The organism is Vibrio sp. YQ_11, from assembly GCF_043103065.1.
Taxonomy (GTDB): domain Bacteria; phylum Pseudomonadota; class Gammaproteobacteria; order Enterobacterales; family Vibrionaceae; genus Vibrio; species Vibrio parahaemolyticus.
This window is the reverse complement of the sequence record NZ_JBICJM010000048.1, coordinates 154,526-174,186: the sequence shown is the minus strand read 5'-3', so window position 1 is coordinate 174,186 and position 19,661 is coordinate 154,526. Positions and strand designations below refer to the sequence as shown.

General features: G+C 45.5%; 19 protein-coding genes. 8 read left to right on the top strand and 11 right to left on the bottom strand.

Features of this window, described 5'->3' with window-relative positions:
• The first annotated feature begins 183 nt into the window (after positions 1-183).
• The gene (locus tag ACF8EG_RS19245) at positions 184-1,017 is read left to right on the top strand and encodes a formate dehydrogenase accessory sulfurtransferase FdhD (RefSeq protein ID WP_025587843.1); all 834 of its coding nucleotides are present in this window, start codon (positions 184-186) and stop codon (positions 1,015-1,017) included.
• A gap of 362 nt (positions 1,018-1,379) precedes the next feature.
• Here the strand turns inward: ACF8EG_RS19245 and ACF8EG_RS19240 are convergent, their stop codons facing one another.
• From ACF8EG_RS19240 to ACF8EG_RS19230, 3 genes are all read right to left on the bottom strand, one after another.
• The gene (locus ACF8EG_RS19240) at positions 1,380-2,972 is read right to left on the bottom strand and encodes an ABC-F family ATPase (RefSeq protein WP_005453913.1); all 1,593 of its coding nucleotides are present in this window, start codon (positions 2,970-2,972) and stop codon (positions 1,380-1,382) included.
• Positions 2,973-3,223: 251 nt separating this feature from the next.
• Positions 3,224-5,263, bottom strand: a complete 2,040-nt coding sequence (locus ACF8EG_RS19235) for a cache domain-containing protein (protein ID WP_069506979.1) — start codon at positions 5,261-5,263, stop codon at positions 3,224-3,226.
• On the bottom strand, positions 5,253-6,704 hold the full coding sequence (locus ACF8EG_RS19230; protein ID WP_005453875.1) for a sigma-54 dependent transcriptional regulator: 1,452 nt from the start codon (positions 6,702-6,704) through the stop codon (positions 5,253-5,255). The genes ACF8EG_RS19235 and ACF8EG_RS19230 overlap by 11 nt, the downstream gene beginning before the upstream one ends.
• Positions 6,705-7,029: 325 nt before the next feature.
• Here ACF8EG_RS19230 and ACF8EG_RS19225 point away from each other — a divergent pair, with 325 nt between their 5' ends.
• The 6 genes from ACF8EG_RS19225 to ACF8EG_RS19200 all read left to right on the top strand — a co-directional run bounded on the left by ACF8EG_RS19225 (position 7,030) and on the right by ACF8EG_RS19200 (position 12,004).
• Positions 7,030-7,848 (top strand): substrate-binding domain-containing protein, encoded by an 819-nt coding sequence (locus tag ACF8EG_RS19225; RefSeq protein WP_005479446.1) that lies wholly within the window; start codon positions 7,030-7,032, stop codon positions 7,846-7,848.
• A 6-nt stretch (positions 7,849-7,854) separates the two neighbouring features.
• Complete coding sequence (locus tag ACF8EG_RS19220; RefSeq protein WP_005396188.1) at positions 7,855-8,553, top strand: ABC transporter permease; 699 nt, start codon at positions 7,855-7,857, stop codon at positions 8,551-8,553.
• A 50-nt stretch (positions 8,554-8,603) separates the two neighbouring features.
• Entirely contained in the window at positions 8,604-9,323 is a 720-nt protein-coding gene (locus tag ACF8EG_RS19215; RefSeq protein ID WP_005396189.1) for an energy-coupling factor ABC transporter ATP-binding protein, read from the top strand.
• On the top strand, positions 9,301-9,888 hold the full coding sequence (mobA, locus tag ACF8EG_RS19210) for a molybdenum cofactor guanylyltransferase MobA (protein WP_063517460.1): 588 nt from the start codon (positions 9,301-9,303) through the stop codon (positions 9,886-9,888). Before ACF8EG_RS19215 ends, mobA begins: the two co-directional genes overlap by 23 nt.
• The gene (locus tag ACF8EG_RS19205; protein ID WP_069506973.1) at positions 9,885-11,663 is read left to right on the top strand and encodes a bifunctional molybdopterin-guanine dinucleotide biosynthesis adaptor protein MobB/molybdopterin molybdotransferase MoeA; all 1,779 of its coding nucleotides are present in this window, start codon (positions 9,885-9,887) and stop codon (positions 11,661-11,663) included. Before mobA ends, ACF8EG_RS19205 begins: the two co-directional genes overlap by 4 nt.
• A gap of 74 nt (positions 11,664-11,737) precedes the next feature.
• The gene (locus ACF8EG_RS19200) at positions 11,738-12,004 is read left to right on the top strand and encodes a DUF2960 domain-containing protein (RefSeq protein WP_020840651.1); all 267 of its coding nucleotides are present in this window, start codon (positions 11,738-11,740) and stop codon (positions 12,002-12,004) included.
• A gap of 221 nt (positions 12,005-12,225) precedes the next feature.
• Here ACF8EG_RS19200 and nagK read toward each other — a convergent pair whose 3' ends face one another.
• A complete protein-coding gene (gene nagK, locus ACF8EG_RS19195) occupies positions 12,226-13,134 on the bottom strand; it encodes an N-acetylglucosamine kinase (RefSeq protein ID WP_005495063.1) in 909 nt (302 codons plus the stop codon).
• Between the two features lie 174 nt (positions 13,135-13,308).
• A complete protein-coding gene (locus ACF8EG_RS19190) occupies positions 13,309-14,058 on the bottom strand; it encodes a tRNA-uridine aminocarboxypropyltransferase (RefSeq protein WP_025503835.1) in 750 nt (249 codons plus the stop codon).
• A gap of 154 nt (positions 14,059-14,212) precedes the next feature.
• Here ACF8EG_RS19190 and ACF8EG_RS19185 point away from each other — a divergent pair, with 154 nt between their 5' ends.
• Entirely contained in the window at positions 14,213-15,040 is an 828-nt protein-coding gene (locus tag ACF8EG_RS19185) for a sterol desaturase family protein (protein WP_069506971.1), read from the top strand.
• 92 nt (positions 15,041-15,132) lie between these two features.
• On the opposite strand, the gene ACF8EG_RS19180 is transcribed toward ACF8EG_RS19185, so the two are convergent.
• The 6 genes from ACF8EG_RS19180 to ACF8EG_RS19155 all read right to left on the bottom strand — a co-directional run bounded on the left by ACF8EG_RS19180 (position 15,133) and on the right by ACF8EG_RS19155 (position 19,556).
• Positions 15,133-15,351 carry a hypothetical protein gene (locus ACF8EG_RS19180; RefSeq protein WP_069506969.1) on the bottom strand — a complete coding sequence of 73 codons (219 nt, stop codon included), beginning with the start codon at positions 15,349-15,351 and terminating at the stop codon, positions 15,133-15,135.
• A gap of 44 nt (positions 15,352-15,395) precedes the next feature.
• Entirely contained in the window at positions 15,396-15,776 is a 381-nt protein-coding gene (locus tag ACF8EG_RS19175; RefSeq protein WP_005495070.1) for a hypothetical protein, read from the bottom strand.
• Between the two features lie 263 nt (positions 15,777-16,039).
• Positions 16,040-16,507 (bottom strand): hypothetical protein, encoded by a 468-nt coding sequence (locus tag ACF8EG_RS19170; protein ID WP_069506967.1) that lies wholly within the window; start codon positions 16,505-16,507, stop codon positions 16,040-16,042.
• Positions 16,508-16,921 carry an NUDIX domain-containing protein gene (locus tag ACF8EG_RS19165; RefSeq protein WP_069506966.1) on the bottom strand — a complete coding sequence of 138 codons (414 nt, stop codon included), beginning with the start codon at positions 16,919-16,921 and terminating at the stop codon, positions 16,508-16,510.
• Complete coding sequence (locus tag ACF8EG_RS19160) at positions 16,911-17,330, bottom strand: NUDIX domain-containing protein (protein WP_023625020.1); 420 nt, start codon at positions 17,328-17,330, stop codon at positions 16,911-16,913. Before ACF8EG_RS19160 ends, ACF8EG_RS19165 begins: the two co-directional genes overlap by 11 nt.
• A gap of 207 nt (positions 17,331-17,537) precedes the next feature.
• Positions 17,538-19,556 (bottom strand): methyl-accepting chemotaxis protein, encoded by a 2,019-nt coding sequence (locus tag ACF8EG_RS19155; RefSeq protein ID WP_069506965.1) that lies wholly within the window; start codon positions 19,554-19,556, stop codon positions 17,538-17,540.
• Between the last annotated feature and the right edge of the window lie 105 nt (positions 19,557-19,661).

Below are 19,661 nucleotides of genomic sequence, written 5' to 3'. Positions count from 1 at the left end.
AAGTAGTTGAAACTCAAATTTATTGATGTGTCATTACTGCGATATCGCAGTTTTAATGCATTGTTGACATAAAACCTCGCAATTTTTATGGGAACCGCTATTTTGGAACGAGATTTGCTTAGCTAACCACTTAGCAAGCTAAATGCGTAGCAACCTAACGCTCTTAATCACTAGGACACGACTGTGCTGAAACCAAATATTATTAAAACCAGTGAAAATCCCCTGCAAACCATTGAAGTCGATGTGTACGACGAGTACGGCGAAAAGCTCACGAAGCAAATCGCTTGCGAGCGTCCTCTTACGGTCATGCTGAACTGGAAAGAAGTGGTCACGCTCATGACGCTAGGTTCGCGTCCAGAAGCGCTAGTACTGGGTTATTTAAAAAACCAAAGCTTCCTGTCCGATCCAGCAGCGATTGAATCCGTCATTATTGACTGGGAAACGCATTCCGCAGCGGTGATTACTAAAGAAAATACCGAACATTTAGAAGGCGCTCTGAAAAAGAAAACCGTCACATCTGGCTGTGGTCAAGGCACCATGTATGGCAACGTGATGAAACAACTTGAGAACTACCAAGTGCCTCAAGTTCCGCTTAAGCAATCAGAAATCTACTCCGCACTAGAAGCGCTGACTCATTACAACGACACCTACAAAAAAGCGGGCGCGGTGCATGGCTGTGCGGTTTGCAAAGGCAATGAGGTATTGTCATTTGTGGAAGATGTCGGCCGTCACAACGCAGTGGATACGCTTGCAGGTGAGATGTGGCTCAAAGAAGAGACAGGTGAAGATAAAATTTTCTACACAACAGGTCGCCTTACATCAGAGATGGTGATTAAAGTAGCTCAAATGGGCATTCCTGTTCTACTTTCTCGCTCTGGCGTTACTCAAATGGGGTTAGATCTAGCGAAGCAATTTGGCATTACGACCATTGCACGTGCGAAAGGTTTGCGATTCCAAGTATTTACCGGAGCGGACAAGATTGAGTTTGATGTGAAAGGCGAAAGCGCACCTCGTTAACGAGAACATATTACAAAACCGCCGATTAGTGTAAACTTATAACGATTGGGATAAGTAAATCATCACGTTATGAAGGCTTAACTAAGCGATATAAGCCAGAAATAGCAACGTTTGTTGTAACAATAACAACACTTGTTTTAATTGATGCTAACTACAGCTCATTCACAAAGGATGTGAACTATGGACAATGACCAACTGTGGAATTTTTTGCTCACGCCCAGTGGCATTATGCTCTCAATGATCATTACATTTGGTGTCGTCGGCATATATGCGTATCTAACCGGTCAGTTTAAGGATTAAGACCAATTAAAAAAGCCTCGCTAAATAGCGAGGCTTTTACTTTTCAAGCGCTGTATGAGTAATTACGCGTCAACGCCACGAGATTTCAAGAACTCAGAGTAAGTACCTTTGAAGTCTGAAATCTTGCCATCGCGAATTTCGATAATACGCGTTGCTAGCGAGTCTACGAACACACGGTCATGAGATACGAAGAACAACGTGCCTTTGTATTGCTCAAGCGCGGTGTTCAAAGATTCGATCGATTCCATGTCCATGTGGTTGGTTGGTTCGTCCATTAGCAACATGTTTGGCTTGTGCATCATCAGCTTGCCAAGCAGCATACGACCTTGCTCACCACCAGACAGTACTTTTACTGACTTCTTAATGTCGTCTTGACCAAACAGCATACGACCTAGGAAACCACGAACTACTTGCTCGTCGTCGCCCTCTTGACGCCATTGACCCATCCAATCCGTTAAGTTCATGTCTTCTGCAAACTCATGCGCGTGGTCTTGCGCGTAGTAACCGATGTTTGCATTTTCAGACCATTTGAACTCACCCGCACGAGGTTCAAGTACACCAGCAAGCGTGTTTAGAAGAGTTGTTTTACCCACACCGTTCTCACCGATGATCGCAACGCGCTCACCCACTTCAAAAATGGCATTGAAGTCTGAGAACAAGTCCTCTTCAAAACCTTGGCTTAGGTTTTCAACAATCAGAGCGTTACGGAACAGTTCTTTCGACTGTTCGAAACGAATGAATGGGTTTTGACGGCTAGACGCTTTAACTTCGTCCAGTTTGATCTTGTCAATTTGCTTAGCGCGAGACGTAGCTTGTTTTGCTTTCGATGCGTTTGCAGAGAAACGCGCCACGAAAGTTTGTAGCTCAGCGATTTGAGCTTTCTTCTTCGCGTTGTCGCTAAGTAGACGTTCGCGAGCTTGAGAAGCCGCGGTCATGTACTCGTCGTAATTACCAGGGTAAACACGTAGTTCACCGTAATCCAAGTCAGCCATGTGCGTACATACTGAGTTTAGGAAGTGACGGTCGTGCGAGATGATGATCATCGTGCAGTTACGCGCGTTTAGCGTGTCTTCCAACCAACGGATCGTATCCATGTCCAAGTTGTTGGTTGGTTCGTCAAGTAGCATGATGTCTGGGTCAGCAAACAGGATTTGAGCTAGAAGCACACGCAGTTTCCAACCTGGAGCCACTTCGCTCATCAAACCGAAGTGTTGTTCCATTGGGATGCCTACAGCAAGAAGCAGTTCACCCGCTTTTGCTTCTGCCATGTAGCCGTCCATTTCCGCGAATTGAACTTCAAGGTCAGCCACTTTCATACCGTCTTCTTCGCTCATTTCTGGCAAAGAGTAAATACGGTCACGCTCTTGCTTCACTTCCCAAAGCTCTTTGTGACCCATGATTACCGTGTCGATAACCGTGAATTCTTCGTACGCGAACTGATCCTGGTTTAGCTTTGCAACGCGCTCATTTGGATCGTAGCTTACGTTACCGCCTGTTGGCTCAAGCTCACCGCTTAAGATCTTCATAAAGGTTGATTTACCACAACCGTTAGCCCCGATTAAGCCATAGCGGTTACCTTCGCCAAACTTAACTGAGATGTTTTCAAATAACGGCTTAGCGCCAAATTGTTGAGTGATATTCGCTGTGGAGATCAAAACCTTTACCTTAGCAATTTAAGTGTATTGAGAAAAAACCGGGCAACGGTACTGCTTCAAGCTACATACTTCAAGTTTTGTTTTTATTAATTAATGGGAAATATGTTTCGTTACCTGTGTTTTTCTGTACGAAAAGGCGAAAAATCCATGTCATTTGTCGTACTTAAAGTGGCAACGAAGGATAAGATGAGTAGATAAGAAAAAGGCCAGTCTTCACTGACCTTTTTTGATGGAACTGGCGTTGGTTTACGTTACGCGATGTTCGTCACTTCCAGCAGTAGCTCGGCTTTCTTCGGTAAATAGATGCTGAATGTACTTCCTTTACCCCACTCCGATTCGGCTTTCAGCTCGCCACCGGTTTGACTAAGAATACTTTGCGAAACCGACAAGCCTAATCCGGTGCCGTCGCGTTTCGTCGTGTAAAACGGTGAGAAAATTCGATTTAAGTTTTCTGGTTTGATACCACAACCATCGTCGATAACATGAATCGCTGCGCCCTTTATTTCACCTTCTTCAATCCAATCTTCACTCATTACGATCAGTTTTCCTTTGCCGTTCATCGCATGAATGGCGTTCATTTGCAGGTTAACCAAAATTTGTAGCAAGTGATGGCGATTAATTTCGACTGGCGTATGCGCTTGTAAATCGGTAACAAATTCGACGTCGCGCTTCTTAGTACCGGTTTTGACCAATGTGATGCTCTCATCAATGATCGGGTTGACATGTTGCCAAGTGATTTCATCTTGAACACCGCCTTGGCGACTGTATTGCAATAAACTGCGAGTGATATTGCGGATACGGTCAATTTGCGCGTGAATTGCATCAATTTCTTCTTGAACTCGATTCGCATCTTCACCCAACTCAAAGTGAATCAACTCAACGTTACCAAGAATTACCGCAGTTGGATTATTGATTTCGTGTGCAATCCCGGCGGTCAGCTCACCGAGCGCCGCCAGTTTTTCATGCACTACCAATTTATCGCGGGTTTGGTTGAGCAACTGAATGTGAAGTTCGAGTTCCTCAGTTTTTTCTCGCAAGCTAGCCGTTCGCTCTTGAACTTTACACTCCAACTGCGCCGCAGCATTTTTGAGTTCGATTTTGCGGTCTTCTAAGGCGTCAAGCATATTGTCGAACTGCCTAGCCAGCTGCGCCAACTCATGATGATCATCCAGCCCCAGTGGACCAATACGTTTCTCTTTGCCAAGTTGAACGAGCTTAACGACTTTATGAATGCGCTCTATTGGCCGGAACAAATCACGCGAACCGCGATAGACCATCACGCCAGAGACCAGTAATAGCATTAAGGTAATAAGGCTGATTTCGGCGATGTTGGTCATGTACGCTTTCACAAATGGCCACATCAGGTAGCCGGTATAAAGCATGCCAATGACGTTATCGTACTGGTCTCTGATTGGTTGATAAGCGGTGATGTACCATGCGTCGTACACATACGCGCGGTCGACCCATTGCTGACCTTGAGAGAGCACTTGGTTATACACTTCTGCACTCACTCGCGTACCAATAGCGCGCCCTAGCCTATGGTCGCTGTCTAGAGGAACGTTGGTGCTCACACGCAAATCATCAAGAAACACGGTCAACGTACCCACAGGGCGAAGGCGGTCATTATCACTGAGATAAATGAGATCGCGGATTTGATCCACCAGCACAGTACTGTTGTTGAGGAGCAAACCACCATCAAGGAAGCCGATCAAATCGTTCGCTTGGCTGTATACCGGAATAACGGTACGGCTCACCAAGCCGCGTGCTTCCATTCCACCATCAGCCAGAATGGGCACTTCGGCCCGTTTGGCGAGTTCCGGATCGAGCTGTTCGAGCTCTTCCCGATTGAGTACATCAAAAAACGATTCGCGCTTGGTGAGGTCCATAAAACGGAATTTGTTTTCCATCGAATTAACGCGTTGGAAAGAGAGAAAGTCTAGGGAGTAACGTTTTTTCTGTTCAGTAACCCACTTTTGTAGCTCGTCTTGTGGTGTCCCTTGATTTATTCGAGTTCGGAAGTCGTAGGAGTCAGCAAACGCTCGCACGTAATTGGCTTGCTTTTGTTGTAACAACGTCACGCTGTTATTTGCCACACCCAAACGCTCTGAAACATCCAGCAGCGCGTTTTGCCACGTGTAATGGATAGACCAATAAATCGTAATACCGATCAGCGCTATCAACGTAAGGAAGATCGGTGCAGAGGTTAAAATCAATAAGCGATAACGCACCATGGTTTTAAAACGGTGCGTCCATTTCGACAATCCTTTGTGCTGCTGCCAGTTAGTCGGCATATCCCTCATCCTCAGAATCCCATTCTTTGTATTTGCGTTCTAACGTCTTGCGGGCCACGCCTAAGTCGCGCGCCGCTGCCGATTTATTGCCTTCATGCAAATTGACGACTTGTTTGATATGCGCTTTCTCGACTTCTTTTAAAGTCCAATTGTTTGGGTAGCCTTCGCCAGTAAATTCTTTGCCTTCTCTAAAAGTTGGTAACTCGGCGGAGTGAGAAACGGTAATCGAAACATTAGGCAGAGAATGACCACCGTTCAGCTCTCGCCAGTAATGCGCTGGTGGCTTACCAAGCAAAATGCAGCGCTCGATGAGGTTCTTCAGCTCACGAATGTTGCCCGGCCAATCGTACTCACTCATGGCTTCCATGTCTTCGTGCGCCCATTTTGGCGCAGGCATACCGAGCTCGCGCGTCAGCATGTTGCTGAAAAATGGCACTAACTCAAATAAGTCGGTTTTGCGCTCTCGCAGCGGACACACTTCAATTTTCAGAACGTTTAAACGGTAATACAGGTCACTGCGAAAATTGCCTTGGTTGACCTCTTCTTGCAGATTACGGTTGGTTGCCGCCACGATACGGACATCAATGCTGATCTCTCTTTCTGAACCGACAGGACGAATTGTACGCTGCTCTAACACGCGCAATAATGATGCCTGCATGGAAAGCGGCATTTCCCCAATTTCATCAAGGAATAAAGTGCCGCCATTCGCTACGCGGAACAAACCTTCGCGTGACTTTTTCGCTCCAGTAAACGCACCTGATGTGTGACCAAATAACTCACTTTCAAGTAGCTCTGGCGCAATCGCCCCACAGTTGATAGGCACAAATGGGCCCGTTCGCCCACTTGCTTGGTGAATGCCTCGCGCGACCAACTCTTTGCCCGTACCTGATTCGCCTTCAACCAATACTGAGGCACGTGATGGAGCAAACTGTGTGATAAGTTGTTTGAGCTGACGCGTTTTTTCTGAACCACCAATGATCTCGGAAGTATTGTGACGCTGATAATCACGCTTCATGGCGTACTGCATGCGCTCGTTCAAACGGCGATCCATACAGCGGCTGACCGCTTTTAACATCTGCTCAAGGTTGAATGGTTTGAGGATAAAGTCGGAAGCACCGAGCTGCAGCGCTCGAATGGCAATTTCTAGATCCGCATAACCCGTCATGAAAATCACATCGGCGCGTTTTTCATCATCTTCAAACGCTTCTTCCCACTCAATCCCAGAACGCCCCGGCAGATTAATATCCAGCAAAATCAAATCATAATGGCGAGAATTGCGCAGTTGTTCTGCTTCTTCGATGCTGCCAGCGGTGTCGACATGTGAGAAAAGCTTTCCCAATGCCTTTTTTAAAATGGCTTGCATGCCCAATTCATCATCAACGACCAGTACGGAAAAGGCGTTATATTGTTGGTTTGTACTAATATGGGATTGAGTAGACATATTTACCCCAGATGGATTCGGATGGGACAGAGTGTACCAAGTTTGAAACGATATACCCTACAAAAAGTGCGACATTTTGTACCAACGCAAACTTTTGTGCAAATAACTCCATGAATCCGCGCATAAATCAAACATTTTTGGCTTGTAAAATGTTGGCATCTTGTTTGCTATAAGGGGTATCCAAGTGATCTCAGGATGTTGGAGAACTTGCTATTCCAACACCCTAAGGCAACTTGTGATTTGAGCAATCAAGATCGCTCCGGAGACTTCGCTGTCACCTAGACGGATAGAAGCCAAAGAATCATTGGAAAGGAAACACATAAAAATGAAAAAAATTGCGCTAACATTGGCCGCAACGTCAATCACGCTTGTAAGCTACTCTGCATTTTCTGCTCAAGACGCTGAACACGTCCGCCTAGCAACTACAACCAGTACTTACCACTCGGGCTTGCTTGACTACCTACTTCCACAATTTGAAAAAGACACTGGCTACAAAGTCGATGTTATTGCTGCAGGTACTGGCAAAGCGCTAAAAATGGGCGAAAACGGTGACGTAGATTTGGTTATGACTCACGCACCAAAAGCCGAAGGCACATTCGTTGAGAAAGGCTACGGCGTTCTGCCTCGTAAGCTGATGTACAACGACTTTGTGATTGTTGGCCCTAAAGCAGACCCAGCAAAAATCAAAGATGACGAAAGCGTGTTAGACGTGTTCAAAGAGATCGCGAACAAAAACGCAACGTTCATCTCTCGCGGCGATGATTCTGGTACGCACAAAAAAGAAATGGGCTTTTGGGCTCAAACTAAAATCGAACCAAACTTTGGTGGCTACCGCAGCGTAGGTCAAGGTATGGGCCCAACGCTGAACATGGCGTCTGAAATGCAAGGCTACACAATGTCAGACCGCGGTACATGGTTGGCTTACCAAAACAAGTTGGATCTAGAAATTCTGTTCCAAGGCGATGAAAAACTGTTTAACCCGTACCAAGTTATTCTTGTTAACCCTGAGCGTTACCCAACAATCAACTACCAAGGCGCGAAAGCTTTCAGTGATTGGTTGGTGAACCCTCGCGGTCAGGAACTTATCAATGGTTTCCGCCTGAACGGTAAACAACTGTTTGTTGCGAATGCTGAGAGCAAATAACGCAATATGAATCTTGCTGATACAACACTGGAAGCGCTTCGCTTACTGGTGAATTTTGATGCAGACCTATGGGAGATCGTTGCGGTCTCCTTTAGTGTTTCTATCACGGCAATATCCTTAGTGGTATTGCCAGCTATTTTGATGTCCTTTGTACTGGCGTATACCGACTTTCGCGGCAAATGGTTCTTGCTGTCGATCGTGAATACGCTGCAAGCGGTTCCTACCGTTGTGATTGGCCTTTTGCTGTATATGTTGCTATCACGCGCTGGCCCTTGGGGAGACTGGCAAATGCTGTTCACTCAGAAGGCGATGATCTTCGGCCAAATGGTGATCTGCTTCCCTGTTTTGGTATCGATGATGCATGGCGCATTGCAATCTAGCGACCGTCGCGCAGTGGAAACCGCCATCACCCTAGGCGTCTCCATTCCGCGCGTGGCCGCTACGATGATTTGGGAAACCCGCTTTCCTCTACTCGCAGCTATTATTGCAGGGTTCTCACGTATCGTAACCGAGGTGGGCTGCTCAATGATGGTAGGCGGAAACATTATGGGCGTGACGCGCAATATTCCGACCGCTATCGCAATGGAAAGCAGCAAAGGTGCTTTTGCGCAAGGAGTTGCATTAGGAATTGTATTACTATCTTTAGCGTTGGCACTAAACTTCTTCTTATCAAGCATGAGAGGCAAAGGCTACCTCAGAACATAGAACATGAAGCAAACAAACGACTCACCATTAACCCCATGTAGAGGCGCATTATGACTATAAAAATCACCGCCGAGCAGTTATCCATGCGCTTTAAAGAGCGTGTGCTTTTTCACATCCCTGAGTTAGCCATCGGCCCAAATGATGCCATTTATCTCAAGGGTGACAATGGTGTGGGCAAAACTACCCTACTCAAAATCCTTGCTGGCTTGCTAAAACCTTCTACTGGCGATGTTGTTGCACCAAAAGATACGTGGCTGAAAAGACTGACGCGCCGCAACGGCCGTGTCGATGTGATTTATCTCCATCAATCTCCTTACCTTTTTGACGGCACTGTTTATGAGAACGTAGTCTATGGAGTGAAATATCAACAAGACACACCAAAAGATAAGCGAGCTCAAGTTATTCACGCACTACGCATGGTAGGTTTAGAAACATTAGCGGACGAACATATCTCCGTGTTGTCCGGCGGTGAAAAACAGCGTGTTGCCATGGCAAGAGCTTGGATCTTAAAACCGTCGATTTTATTGATGGATGAGCCAAGTGCGTCTTTAGACCAAGAGTCCATTGAGCGATTGGTGGTGATGGCAAAAGATCTTTTGGATCGTGGTTCCAGTATCGTGGTGACAAGCCATCAAACCAACGCACTGACCGACTTATGTAAAAAACAGTGGTGGATTAAAGACAAGACTTTGATAGAGTCTCCTCTGTTGTATGTCATACCAAAAGAAACATCCCAAGAGAATGCATATGCTTCAACCAACACAAACTAGTTGGGTCATTTTGGCTGGTGGCCAAGCCAGCCGTATGGGTGGAAAAGATAAAGGTCTGATTGAGTTAAATCAGAAGCCACTCATCGAACACGTTATTGAACGTTTATCTCCACAAACACCACGCATTTTAATTAATGCCAACCGAAACCAAGATGCGTACAGCAAATTTGGTTTCGTATTTAGTGATCAATTCAAAGATTTCCCTGGACCTATGGGCGGTATTCACGCGGGTTTGATGCATGCTGAAACTGACTGGGTCGGATTTGTACCTTGCGATAGTCCACAAATTAACACCGACCTTGTCGAGCGTTTCTGCCAGGCCGTCAAAGAAGACAGCGATATTTTGGTCGCTCATGATGGTGTTCATCAGCAACCTGTCTTCACGCTCTACCACAAGCGCGTACTGCCAAAACTCACCGCATTTTTAGAACGTGGCGACCGCAAAATCATTCTGCTCTACAAAGAGTGCAACACCAGTTACGTTGACTTTAGCGACTCACCAAACTGTTTCGTCAACTTGAACACTCCGGAAGAACTGGCGCAATTTGGACAATTAGAATCATGAAACACACGCTAAACATTCCTATTCTTGGTTTTGCGGCTTATTCAGGCACAGGCAAAACCACACTACTTGAAGCCCTATTGCCAAAGCTGACTGAAGCAGGTTTACGCATTGGCATGCTAAAACATGCTCATCACAACTTCGATGTCGATAAGCCGGGTAAAGACAGCTACCGTTTACGCAAAGCTGGCGCATCTCAAATGCTGATTGCTTCTCGCAACCGTTTTGCGTTAATGACAGAAACGCCAGAAGCCGAAGCGGAGTTTGAATACCTATTAACACGTTTTGATGAAGACATGCTTGATGTGGTTTTGGTTGAAGGCTGCAAAAACATCGCGTTTCCTAAAATTGAATTGCACCGTGAAGAAGTGGGTAAACCTTGGCTTTACCCTCACGATGAAAACATCATTGCTATCGCTTCCGACAGTGCGGAGTTAGATTCTGAGCTCCCTCAAATGAACATCAATGATTTGGATGCCATCGCTCAATTTGTTCTTCAATACGTTCAAGATGCAAAAGCACCAAAATCTAAAGAGAAAGACGCCGCATGTTGCGACACTCTTTCTCCGGCTTTCCTTTCTGTGGTTCAAGGCCAAGAAAAAATCCTTTCTTTGGTGAACACGGTTTCGGAAATAGAAGCATGCAAGATTGAAAACGCCTATGGCCGCGTTCTCGCGGAACATATCATTTCACCAGTAAACGTGCCGCAGTACACCAACTCCGCGATGGACGGTTACGCCATCCGCAGTGATAATGTAGACCGCGATAGCTACCAAGTGGTTGCTGAAGTGATGGCGGGCCATGCTTACGATCAGCCTCTTGAAGTTGGTCAAGCGGTGAAAATCATGACCGGCGCACCAACACCACTTAACGGCGACACAGTGGTCATGCGTGAGCAAGCCTCTCAAGAAGGTGACAAGGTCACCTTTAACGGTGCGCATATCAAAGCAGGCCAAAACGTTCGTCAAGCAGGTGAAGATCTCGCTATCGGCAGTGACGTCTTTACCGCAGGCACTCGCCTAGCCTCTCCAGAAATGGGCATGATCGCTTCTCTTGGTTTTGGTGAAGCGAATGTGTTCCGCAAATTGAAAGTTGCCGTGTTCTCCACCGGTGACGAAGTACAAGCACCGGGAACAGAGCAAAAAGCGAATTCTATCTACGATTCCAACCGTTTTACCATCATGGGCATGCTTGAAAAGCTCGGCTGCGAGATCTTGGATTTCGGTATTCTGGAAGACAACGAGCAGTTAATGATTGAAGCGTTGGAAAACGCATCTGCGCAAGCGGACGTGGTTATGACTTCTGGTGGCGTATCCGTTGGTGATGCGGATTACATCAAACTTGCCTTGGATAAACTTGGTCAAATCGATTTTTGGCGAATCAACATGCGTCCGGGACGTCCACTCGCGTTTGGTCAAATCAACAACAAGCCGTTCTTTGGTCTGCCGGGCAACCCTGTTGCCGTGATGGTCTCTTTCATTAATTTTGTTGAGCCTGCACTGCGTAAGATGCAAGGCGAACAAGGCTGGAAGCCTCTGAAAGTGAGTGCCATCGCGACTGAAAACCTTCGCTCTCGACAAGGTCGTACCGAGTTTAGTCGAGGAATCTATGAACTGGATGACACTGGCCGTTTAACCGTTCGTACAACAGGCAAGCAAGGCTCTGGCATTTTGCGCTCAATGAGTGAGGCGAACTGTTTGATCGAAATCTCCCCAGCTATTGATACAGTAAAAGCGGGAGAAAGCGTGACAATTATCCCACTTCAAGGCAGAATCTAGCCCAAACTAGAAATTCAAAGGTCAGCGAGTCTGGCCTTTTTGTTTAATACAGAAACCTTTTCAGAGAGACAGCTATGGCTCGCACCATTCTTTACACTTACAAAGACCAAGACAAAGAACTGACGTTCTCATACCAGCAGCACCGCAACATTCAAGAAGCGGTTGCAGAAGCAGAAGGTCTCGATATCACTGAGTTCCTAAAGATGGAGCAACAAATCGAAGCAGTGTCTGACACTAAAGCAGTGCGCAACTACCGCGACAACTACTTCAGAAAATTAGGCTTTAGTAAAATCACCCTAGCTCAAAAAGAAAACCTAGGCGTAGGTAAAAAGAATAAATAAGCTTAGCTACAAACAGAAAACTCGCGATTCGTCGCGAGTTTTTTTATATATGCTATTTTTGTTCGTGCTCTATACCCGAGCATACCGAAATTACTTAGGTATATGAGTTACTTGGGTATATGAGTTACTTCGATATATAAGTCAAAAGCCCCGTTTTACCTTGATGGTCTAAACGGGGCTTTAAATTTCTTCTTACTTTATATCGAGTAAGGTTTCAGTCACTACTTGATGTTTAGGAACGCAGCGCCACGTACACCACCTGAATCACCGTGTTTTGCTTTGATGATCTTCGGACACTTCGCGACAGAAAGCAGGTACTTAGGAATACGCTTTGGCATCTCTTCGTAAATTAATTCGAAGTTGGAAAGACCACCACCCAGCACAACAACATGTGGGTCAGTCGCTGTAAAGATGTTTGCAAAACAGATAGCCAGCAACTCCATAAAACGCTCAACGTGCTCAACAGCTTTCGCCTCACCTTCTGCGTGCGCTTTAATGATGTCGATCGCTTTCTTCTCTTCACCGTAGTAATGGGCATAAAGAAGTTCGAAGCCTCGGCCAGAAAGGTAACTGTCTAAACAACCTTTCTTGTCACAACCACAGCCCAATAGAGGTGCGTTTTCGCCTAAGTGGAACCAAGCATCGATAGGTAAACGAGTATGGCCCACCTCACCTGCTACGTGGTTACGACCAGAGAAAACTTTACCATCGTAGATAAAACCGCCACCAAAACCAGTGCCTAGGATCAAACCAAGTACAGAAGGCTCATCTTGAAGCTCTTCGTCCCATGCTTCTGATAGCGCAAAACAGTTCGCATCGTTTTCAATCTTTACGCTGCGACCGATTTTCGCTTCAAGATCCGCACGCAGTGGTTTGCCTTTCGCCGCAGGAACGTTAACCGTTAATACCGTTGCATCGTCTGCGTCTTCCATGCCTGGTAGACCAAGGCCAATGGTGCCTTCGCAACCAAACTCTGCATCGTATTTGTTAACCAATTCCGCAATGGTATCAACCAGCAGCTCGTAGTTGTCTGTTGGTGTAGGTACACGTTCCGTCGCTACACGCTCAAGCTTCTCGTTAAATGCACCAAATTCAATTTTAGTGCCGCCGACATCAAAGCCGTAATACATGTATTTCTCTCCTAAAAAAATGCTTAAACGACTCCGAAAATGGCTGGAGTCAAAAGTATAAACTAGTGGCATTATCCATATCTGTACGCCTGCAAACCGTGACCGAATGCAGATTTATCCCCTCGCTGAAGTCAGTTGAACAACATGCCATCAACAAAAGTTCATTCCTTAGAGTCAGCTCTCGGTTTTCACCCACTCTTTGAAACGTTTCAAATGCGGTCGATTAGGATCGTTTTTGACTCGGGTCTTGGTTAGCATGTAGGTTTCTCTAAAGGCTTCAAACCACAATTGAAGGCATTCCGATGCTTTGTTCTCACCGGCTTGTTTCAAAACTAAAGTCGCGACTTCAGCTGTCGAAAGATGCTGCTCGTTCTCAGAACGACGCATGATGTATTCAGATAAACACTCCGGCTCGATAGATAGGACTGGTAGAGACTGTAAAAACTCAGAGCGACGGAAGATTTTTCGCGCCTCACGCCAACTACCATCGATAAAAATCAACAACCACTTTTTGCTATTACCATCAGTGCGATGTAAGTGCTCAGCGTGTAATCCATCTAGCAATCGCTCAGGTTGATCAACGTAATCGGCAGGAAAGACAATGACAGGCTGATAGTCATCGTTGGACAAAAGATCAAGCATCTCTTGTGAAGGTTCAGTGCGATTCCATTGATACACGTAAGTCTCTTTCACCGTATCAGCAATCAAACGGCCTGTATTGCTTGGCTTAAACACTTCGTTCTCAGACACAATCAGCATGCACGCGACATTGCTATCGATATCAGGTTGCAATTCACATAAACAATGCTGCTCTGAAACCTGACAGAATGGGCAGCGCTGAACTTTGCATCCACGAGCATTGAAAGGCTTCGTTGAGATGGATTGACGATACTGATATAAACGATTGAAAGCGTGGATTCTCATGAAGGAAATGCCAAATAAAAACGAGAGCGCGATTCTACTGGTATAACCGCTCGCTCACAAGGCGGCAGCGTTATTACTCTAAAGACCAAACATTGAAAGAATCTCACGTTAGTTAAGGTCTATTGCGACAAATGCGTAGAAGAAGGAAAGATCAGTGACTGAAAACACGTTTACCGACCCATCTTGGTTGCGACTTAGCTGTTTTATTGGCGTATTGTTGCTGTGTACTCTTTGGGAAAACAAGCTCCCAAGAAAGACGCTCACCGTCAAACGTTCCTTTCGCTGGTTAAACAACCTCTCTTTGGTCGCCCTAAATAGCGCGATCATTGCATTAGTGATACCTATTGCTGCGTTTCAAGCTGCGACCATTGCTCATGATCAGCAATGGGGACTATTCAATCTTCTGTCCCTGCCCGGTTGGTTAAATGTGTTGCTTGCTGTGATTGTTCTCGATCTCATCATCTATGTTCAGCACTTGGTTTTTCATCGCGTGAAACCATTATGGAAAATTCATCGTATGCACCATGCCGATTTGGATATCGATGTCACAACTGGCGCACGTTTTCATCCAATTGAAATCATCATCTCGATGGTCGTCAAAATCGCCTCGGTATTCATTCTTGGCGTTTCACCTCTCGCGATTGTGGTGTTTGAGATCATTCTAAATGCGAGTGCGATGTTCAATCACAGTAACGCAAAACTTGCGTTATCTATCGATAAGAAACTGCGAAAAGTCATTGTGACACCAGACATGCACCGCGTGCACCATTCGGTGATTGTGAAGGAAACCCATTCGAACTTTGGTTTTTTCCTTTCCGTTTGGGATAGATGGTTTGGAACGTATCGCGCACAACCAGCGCTTGGACATAACGATGTCGTGATTGGCGTGCCTGAGATCAGGGAAGCGAGCGAGCAAAGATTGGATAAGCTGCTGACACAGCCTTTTCGTTATCGCGAAGGTAAGGGCAAGAACGATGATTAAAAGAAAAACGTAGATGGAGTAACCAACAAAAACAAATCACAGAGTTCATTGTAGAGTTTTGGAGACCCCATCCACCGAAAAGACTTGCCGAATTAACTTTCGACTAATTGGCGTTTTTTATTTAATTGCATAATGCCAATAATCAAGCCTATGACTCCAAAAACAGCACAAACTAAAGCGCTAGTGTTGACGTGTTGCTGCGTTTCGAAGGAACTGTACACAAAAGCGAGACTGAAGAAAATAGTGCCAAAACTCAAACCTGTTAACGCACTAAAACCGGCAAAACTCGCCAAGTCTTTAAAATCGTTCATAACGAATCCCTGTTGATAATCCTTAAATGTGTGAGTAGATAAAGTTAACGAAATATCTGACGCGATTGCTGGTGCTTTCGCGCATTCCAAAGCCAGATGGAAACGCCCAACGAAAAGCCTAAGAACAGCGTTTTCATTTGCAGAGCCACATTGTTGTCCAATATTTCTAATGTATAGTGAGCGTGTGAACTAAAAATAACGTTTGTCATCAGAATCAATAGCATCAACACCAAACCCACTCGGCGATGTTTCACTAATAAGTACACCGCTAACAAATCTAAAAGACCTAATGCGCTCCAATAAATGTTCAGCCAACGCGGAGCAAAATCGTAAGGCAAAAAGCCATCAACGATGTTGTCATACAGGTGAACCACGCCACCTATCGTCATAAAAAGGCATAAGAGAAACACTACGAATTTATCCATTATCGTTTCCTTATCTGAAAGAATGCGCAAAGCATATAGAAGTCAGTTAAACATTTGTAATCTCATAGCCATTTTTGAGATCGACAGTGCCTTTAAACCGTACACGAGGCGTGCGAAAAAAGAGTAACGGATGCTCTCCCTTATCTATTCGCTTCTGATAGAAGCATAGTGTTTGCTTTGGCACTTCGCTCAAATCCGCTAGTTTTCCCTCGAGATTAGGTGAGAAAGGTTGTCGGGCTCGCGATGATAAAGAGATGTCACACTCAACACTCCTTCGCTATCTCAGACACAAAAACAAACTTTTTCGACGGCGGAAAGATACAATCTTCCGAACATCTAAAACCTCGTAGCCAGAATCCGTCGTCGAGATCCCGTAGATACAAACCACGTGGATAAGCTTTGTCATTCGAAAGCGGGGAAGACACCACAGTAAGGTACTCTCCCTTCGCCCAGTCAATTTCTTGTAAACGGAGGTATGGCGCAACAGCTAAAGGACAAGGTGATAGATTTTGTGTCGACGCCACTTCAATCATTTCTCCAAGGGTCGCGCCAAAATAAAGTCCGAAGTCAAACGGTGTTTTTATCGTTAAAAAGAACGATTGAATCTCATCTGAGCACTCGACTTTACCATCATCGAATAGTTGTTGGGCGAAGGCATTCAATTGAACGCCTTTTTGACTCAGGTGCTTTAACAAGTTCTTCTTTGTTAAACCTCCAACTTGCAACCTCACTTACACCACCCCTTGGTCTATCAGTTTTCGAACTGTTTCCAGTGCATGCTGAAAAACAGTATGCGCCTGTGAGGAAATATCGCTCCCTATATCGTGCCAAAAAAACGCAAAATCATGTCCGCCATCGTCTTGCGTATGAAACGTCCATGAATCCGCTAGGTCTGGACACTCACACAAAACAAAATGCCATGCTTGATTTTGAAATCCACTGTCCCATGAGCATAAATACCGAGCGGAGATAATGTGCGCAATCCCAGATTCTTCAGCCAGCTCCCGTTTTGCAGCCGTAATGTAACTTTCATCAAACGTCTCAACCGTTCCCTTGACTAGCTGAATACCCGCTAAGGGGTGCTGAAAAAGTAGGATCTCTTGGCTTTTCTTACGCAGAACGACGGGACAGATTTTATCGATCATAAAACCACTCCTCGTTGTCTAAACAGAAAACTTTGGCTTGCTCTGGATATAAAGGAATCGTATGAAGTTGATCTAAACGCACCCACTTTAAATGATACTGGTTAACGTCTGATTGTCTGGTTTGTTCCGGCCCCACCCCCAGTTTCACTTTTGAGTTCCCTACATAAGAAAGAAAATAGGTTTCTAAGCGACCTTGGTTTTCGATCTCAAAAACCTTTTGGACTCGATTGAGTTCCAATGAGGTTTCTTCCAGCGCTTCTCTTTTCGCAGCTTCAACAGGCTGCTCTCCAACCTCAACACTACCGCCGGGGAAAACCCAATAGTGTCTATCGTTTTGAAAACGCTGGATAAGCAAAAGTTCTTGCTGATGATTAACCAGTATAAGGCTGGCTCTTTGTAATAGTTGCATGATTCATTCCTTTGAATTCGGACAACATTCTAGCCATCTTGTTTTACCGACATAGCATTAACACCACGTAGTGATAACTCAGCCCTTAAGAAATGAGCAAGATGCGATATAACTCACTTTTGCGATTTGAATAGCAATGAGAAGGTGCGTAGAAGCAACAAAAAAGCAGAACCGAAGTTCTGCTTATAGAAAATAAAAACATGTCACTTAGGCGGACTGATGTAGCTCGTATTTATGCAACATCGCTTGTTGATGCCCTGCAATTTCTGCCACTTGTTCAGAGCTTTCAACCATGGATTCAAGTTGTAGCTTTGTACGCTCTCCAAGCTCGGAAATATTATTGATGGATTGAGACACATCCGCCGTCGCACGTTCTTGCTCTTCCGTGGCAACAGAGATCTGCTCAACACGCTCTTGAATATGCTTAACCGCGAGGTTGATGTCAGAGAACGTCGATTTCACTTCATTGCTGGAATGCAGCGCGTGGGTCATTTCTTCTCGCGAATCGTTTACCGCTTGGCGAGAGCGCTCTGCCGCAGTAATAAGCTCGCTCATCATTTCACGAATATTGGTCGTTTGCTGGGAGGTATCCTTTGCCAGTTTACGGACTTCATCCGCGACGACCGCAAACCCGCGCCCTTGTTCACCTGCGCGAGCAGCTTCGATAGCTGCATTCAGCGCAAGTAAATTGGTGTTTTCCGCAATACCACTGATCATATCGACCATTTCACGAATCTGCTTAACACGCTGGTCTAGCTCTAACATTGATTGTTCATTCATATCCAAAGAGCTTTCTAACGATTCCAACCGCTTGCGGTTTTGCTCGACAACTTGGACACCTTTTTCGGTATGTCGTGTAGCAAGTAATGAATCTTCTGACGAAGCATTCGTTACTGTCGCAATTTCACGTATGGACGCCTCTAGCTGAGTAATCGTAGTCACCATGCTTGCTAACGCTTCGTTTTGCGTCGTTAGACCGTCATTGGTTTGCTCAGCTGCATCGTGGCTGATTTCTGCGGTTTGATAAAGCGTCTCACAGTTACGTGTAACCGTTTGGATAGAGTCGTGTGTTGAATCGATCACCTGATTCAATTTGCGTGCGACCTCTTTTAGCTCAAAGGGGCCCATCTCTTCTGCTTTGGCACGAAAATCGTGGTCAGTTAATGCGGACAAACGTACCAGCACATTCTTCAATCCTCGGTTTGTCCACGTTTTTAGCCCGAACCAAGAGACCAAAATAACCAGAGAGATAACACACGCCGCGACAAGAACCATCATACTGACGTTTTCTATGGTGTTATTGACCATGGCTTCGCGTTCATCAATCAAGTTCGATGCCGACTGCGAAATGCTATCCAAGAGCCTCATGGTTTCATCAGCTAATAACGACGCTTGATGAAACTCACGCTGTTGTTGTTCGCTTTGGGCCAACTTGGCAAGAATGAGTTGCAAAATGCCCTCTTCGTCAAAGCCTGATTTCACCATCTCATAAGGCGCTGTCAAGCTGGCGTAGTCACTGACTTCAGGGTGTAGGGCTTTGAAATCTTCGTAAGCAAGGTTAATCCCCGCAATCCGATTTCGCATCTCCCGATATTCTTTCTCTGCTTTAGGTAAATCGGTATGCATCATCATTACAAGGAAAGTGCTTTCCATCGAACTCGCAGATGCAATAAAACGGTTTGCCGCGTCACTCGACTCAGGATCGTCCAGGCTTAAAAATGAGCTAATTCTGTTCATCTCTGGGCCGATGGAACTCAGTCCATAGCGAAAACCACCAACACTATCGTCGATACGCCCTTGCATCTGAATCACCGCGGATTGCTTGAGTAAAATGGAGTTTGTGATTTGGTGCAACGTCTCCACTTTATCTTTTAGCTCATTGGAAAGCTGTGGGGCGACTTCGGATGTTTTCCCGATCAGACCTTCTGTCTGTTTCGCCAGTGCTTCAATTTGCGCTTCTACAAGCGGTAACTCTTTCGCTTCCGTTACCTGCATTCCATAGTTGAGCAGTTTCACCATCTCCAACACATTTCTGGTCAGAGTCGCATTGGCCATCGCAATCGGTAATGCTTTTTGAGACAAATCTTCAAATTGTTCTCCAACCTGCCCCATTCCTTTGAAACTTGAGACAGAAAGGGCTATAACAAGTGCGATGATAGTTAAAAATGTTGCGCTGATAGTCTGAATCAGTGAAAGCGATGTGCGTGAGCGTTTGCGCGTTGCCATAATCAATTTTTATTCTTTCTTGAGGTTAAGTCGGCTTTGTCGTGAATCCGTCACACATGTGAGACAAAACCGTGATTTTCAGCCCATACTATGGATTGGTTATGA

Coding starts and splice junctions, on each gene's coding strand:
- ACF8EG_RS19180 (WP_069506969.1), bottom strand. CDS start 15,351: ATGAACGATTTTAAAGACTTGGCGAGTTTTGCCGGTTTTAGTGCGTTA.
- ACF8EG_RS19165 (WP_069506966.1), bottom strand. CDS start 16,921: ATGATCGATAAAATCTGTCCCGTCGTTCTGCGTAAGAAAAGCCAAGAG.
- ACF8EG_RS19235 (WP_069506979.1), bottom strand. CDS start 5,263: ATGCCGACTAACTGGCAGCAGCACAAAGGATTGTCGAAATGGACGCAC.
- ACF8EG_RS19205 (WP_069506973.1), top strand. CDS start 9,885: ATGAAACACACGCTAAACATTCCTATTCTTGGTTTTGCGGCTTATTCA.
- mobA (WP_063517460.1), top strand. CDS start 9,301: ATGCTTCAACCAACACAAACTAGTTGGGTCATTTTGGCTGGTGGCCAA.
- ACF8EG_RS19175 (WP_005495070.1), bottom strand. CDS start 15,776: ATGGATAAATTCGTAGTGTTTCTCTTATGCCTTTTTATGACGATAGGT.
- ACF8EG_RS19225 (WP_005479446.1), top strand. CDS start 7,030: ATGAAAAAAATTGCGCTAACATTGGCCGCAACGTCAATCACGCTTGTA.
- ACF8EG_RS19160 (WP_023625020.1), bottom strand. CDS start 17,330: ATGCAACTATTACAAAGAGCCAGCCTTATACTGGTTAATCATCAGCAA.
- ACF8EG_RS19220 (WP_005396188.1), top strand. CDS start 7,855: ATGAATCTTGCTGATACAACACTGGAAGCGCTTCGCTTACTGGTGAAT.
- ACF8EG_RS19230 (WP_005453875.1), bottom strand. CDS start 6,704: ATGTCTACTCAATCCCATATTAGTACAAACCAACAATATAACGCCTTT.
- ACF8EG_RS19190 (WP_025503835.1), bottom strand. CDS start 14,058: ATGAGAATCCACGCTTTCAATCGTTTATATCAGTATCGTCAATCCATC.
- nagK (WP_005495063.1), bottom strand. CDS start 13,134: ATGTATTACGGCTTTGATGTCGGCGGCACTAAAATTGAATTTGGTGCA.
- ACF8EG_RS19200 (WP_020840651.1), top strand. CDS start 11,738: ATGGCTCGCACCATTCTTTACACTTACAAAGACCAAGACAAAGAACTG.
- ACF8EG_RS19215 (WP_005396189.1), top strand. CDS start 8,604: ATGACTATAAAAATCACCGCCGAGCAGTTATCCATGCGCTTTAAAGAG.
- ACF8EG_RS19155 (WP_069506965.1), bottom strand. CDS start 19,556: ATGGCAACGCGCAAACGCTCACGCACATCGCTTTCACTGATTCAGACT.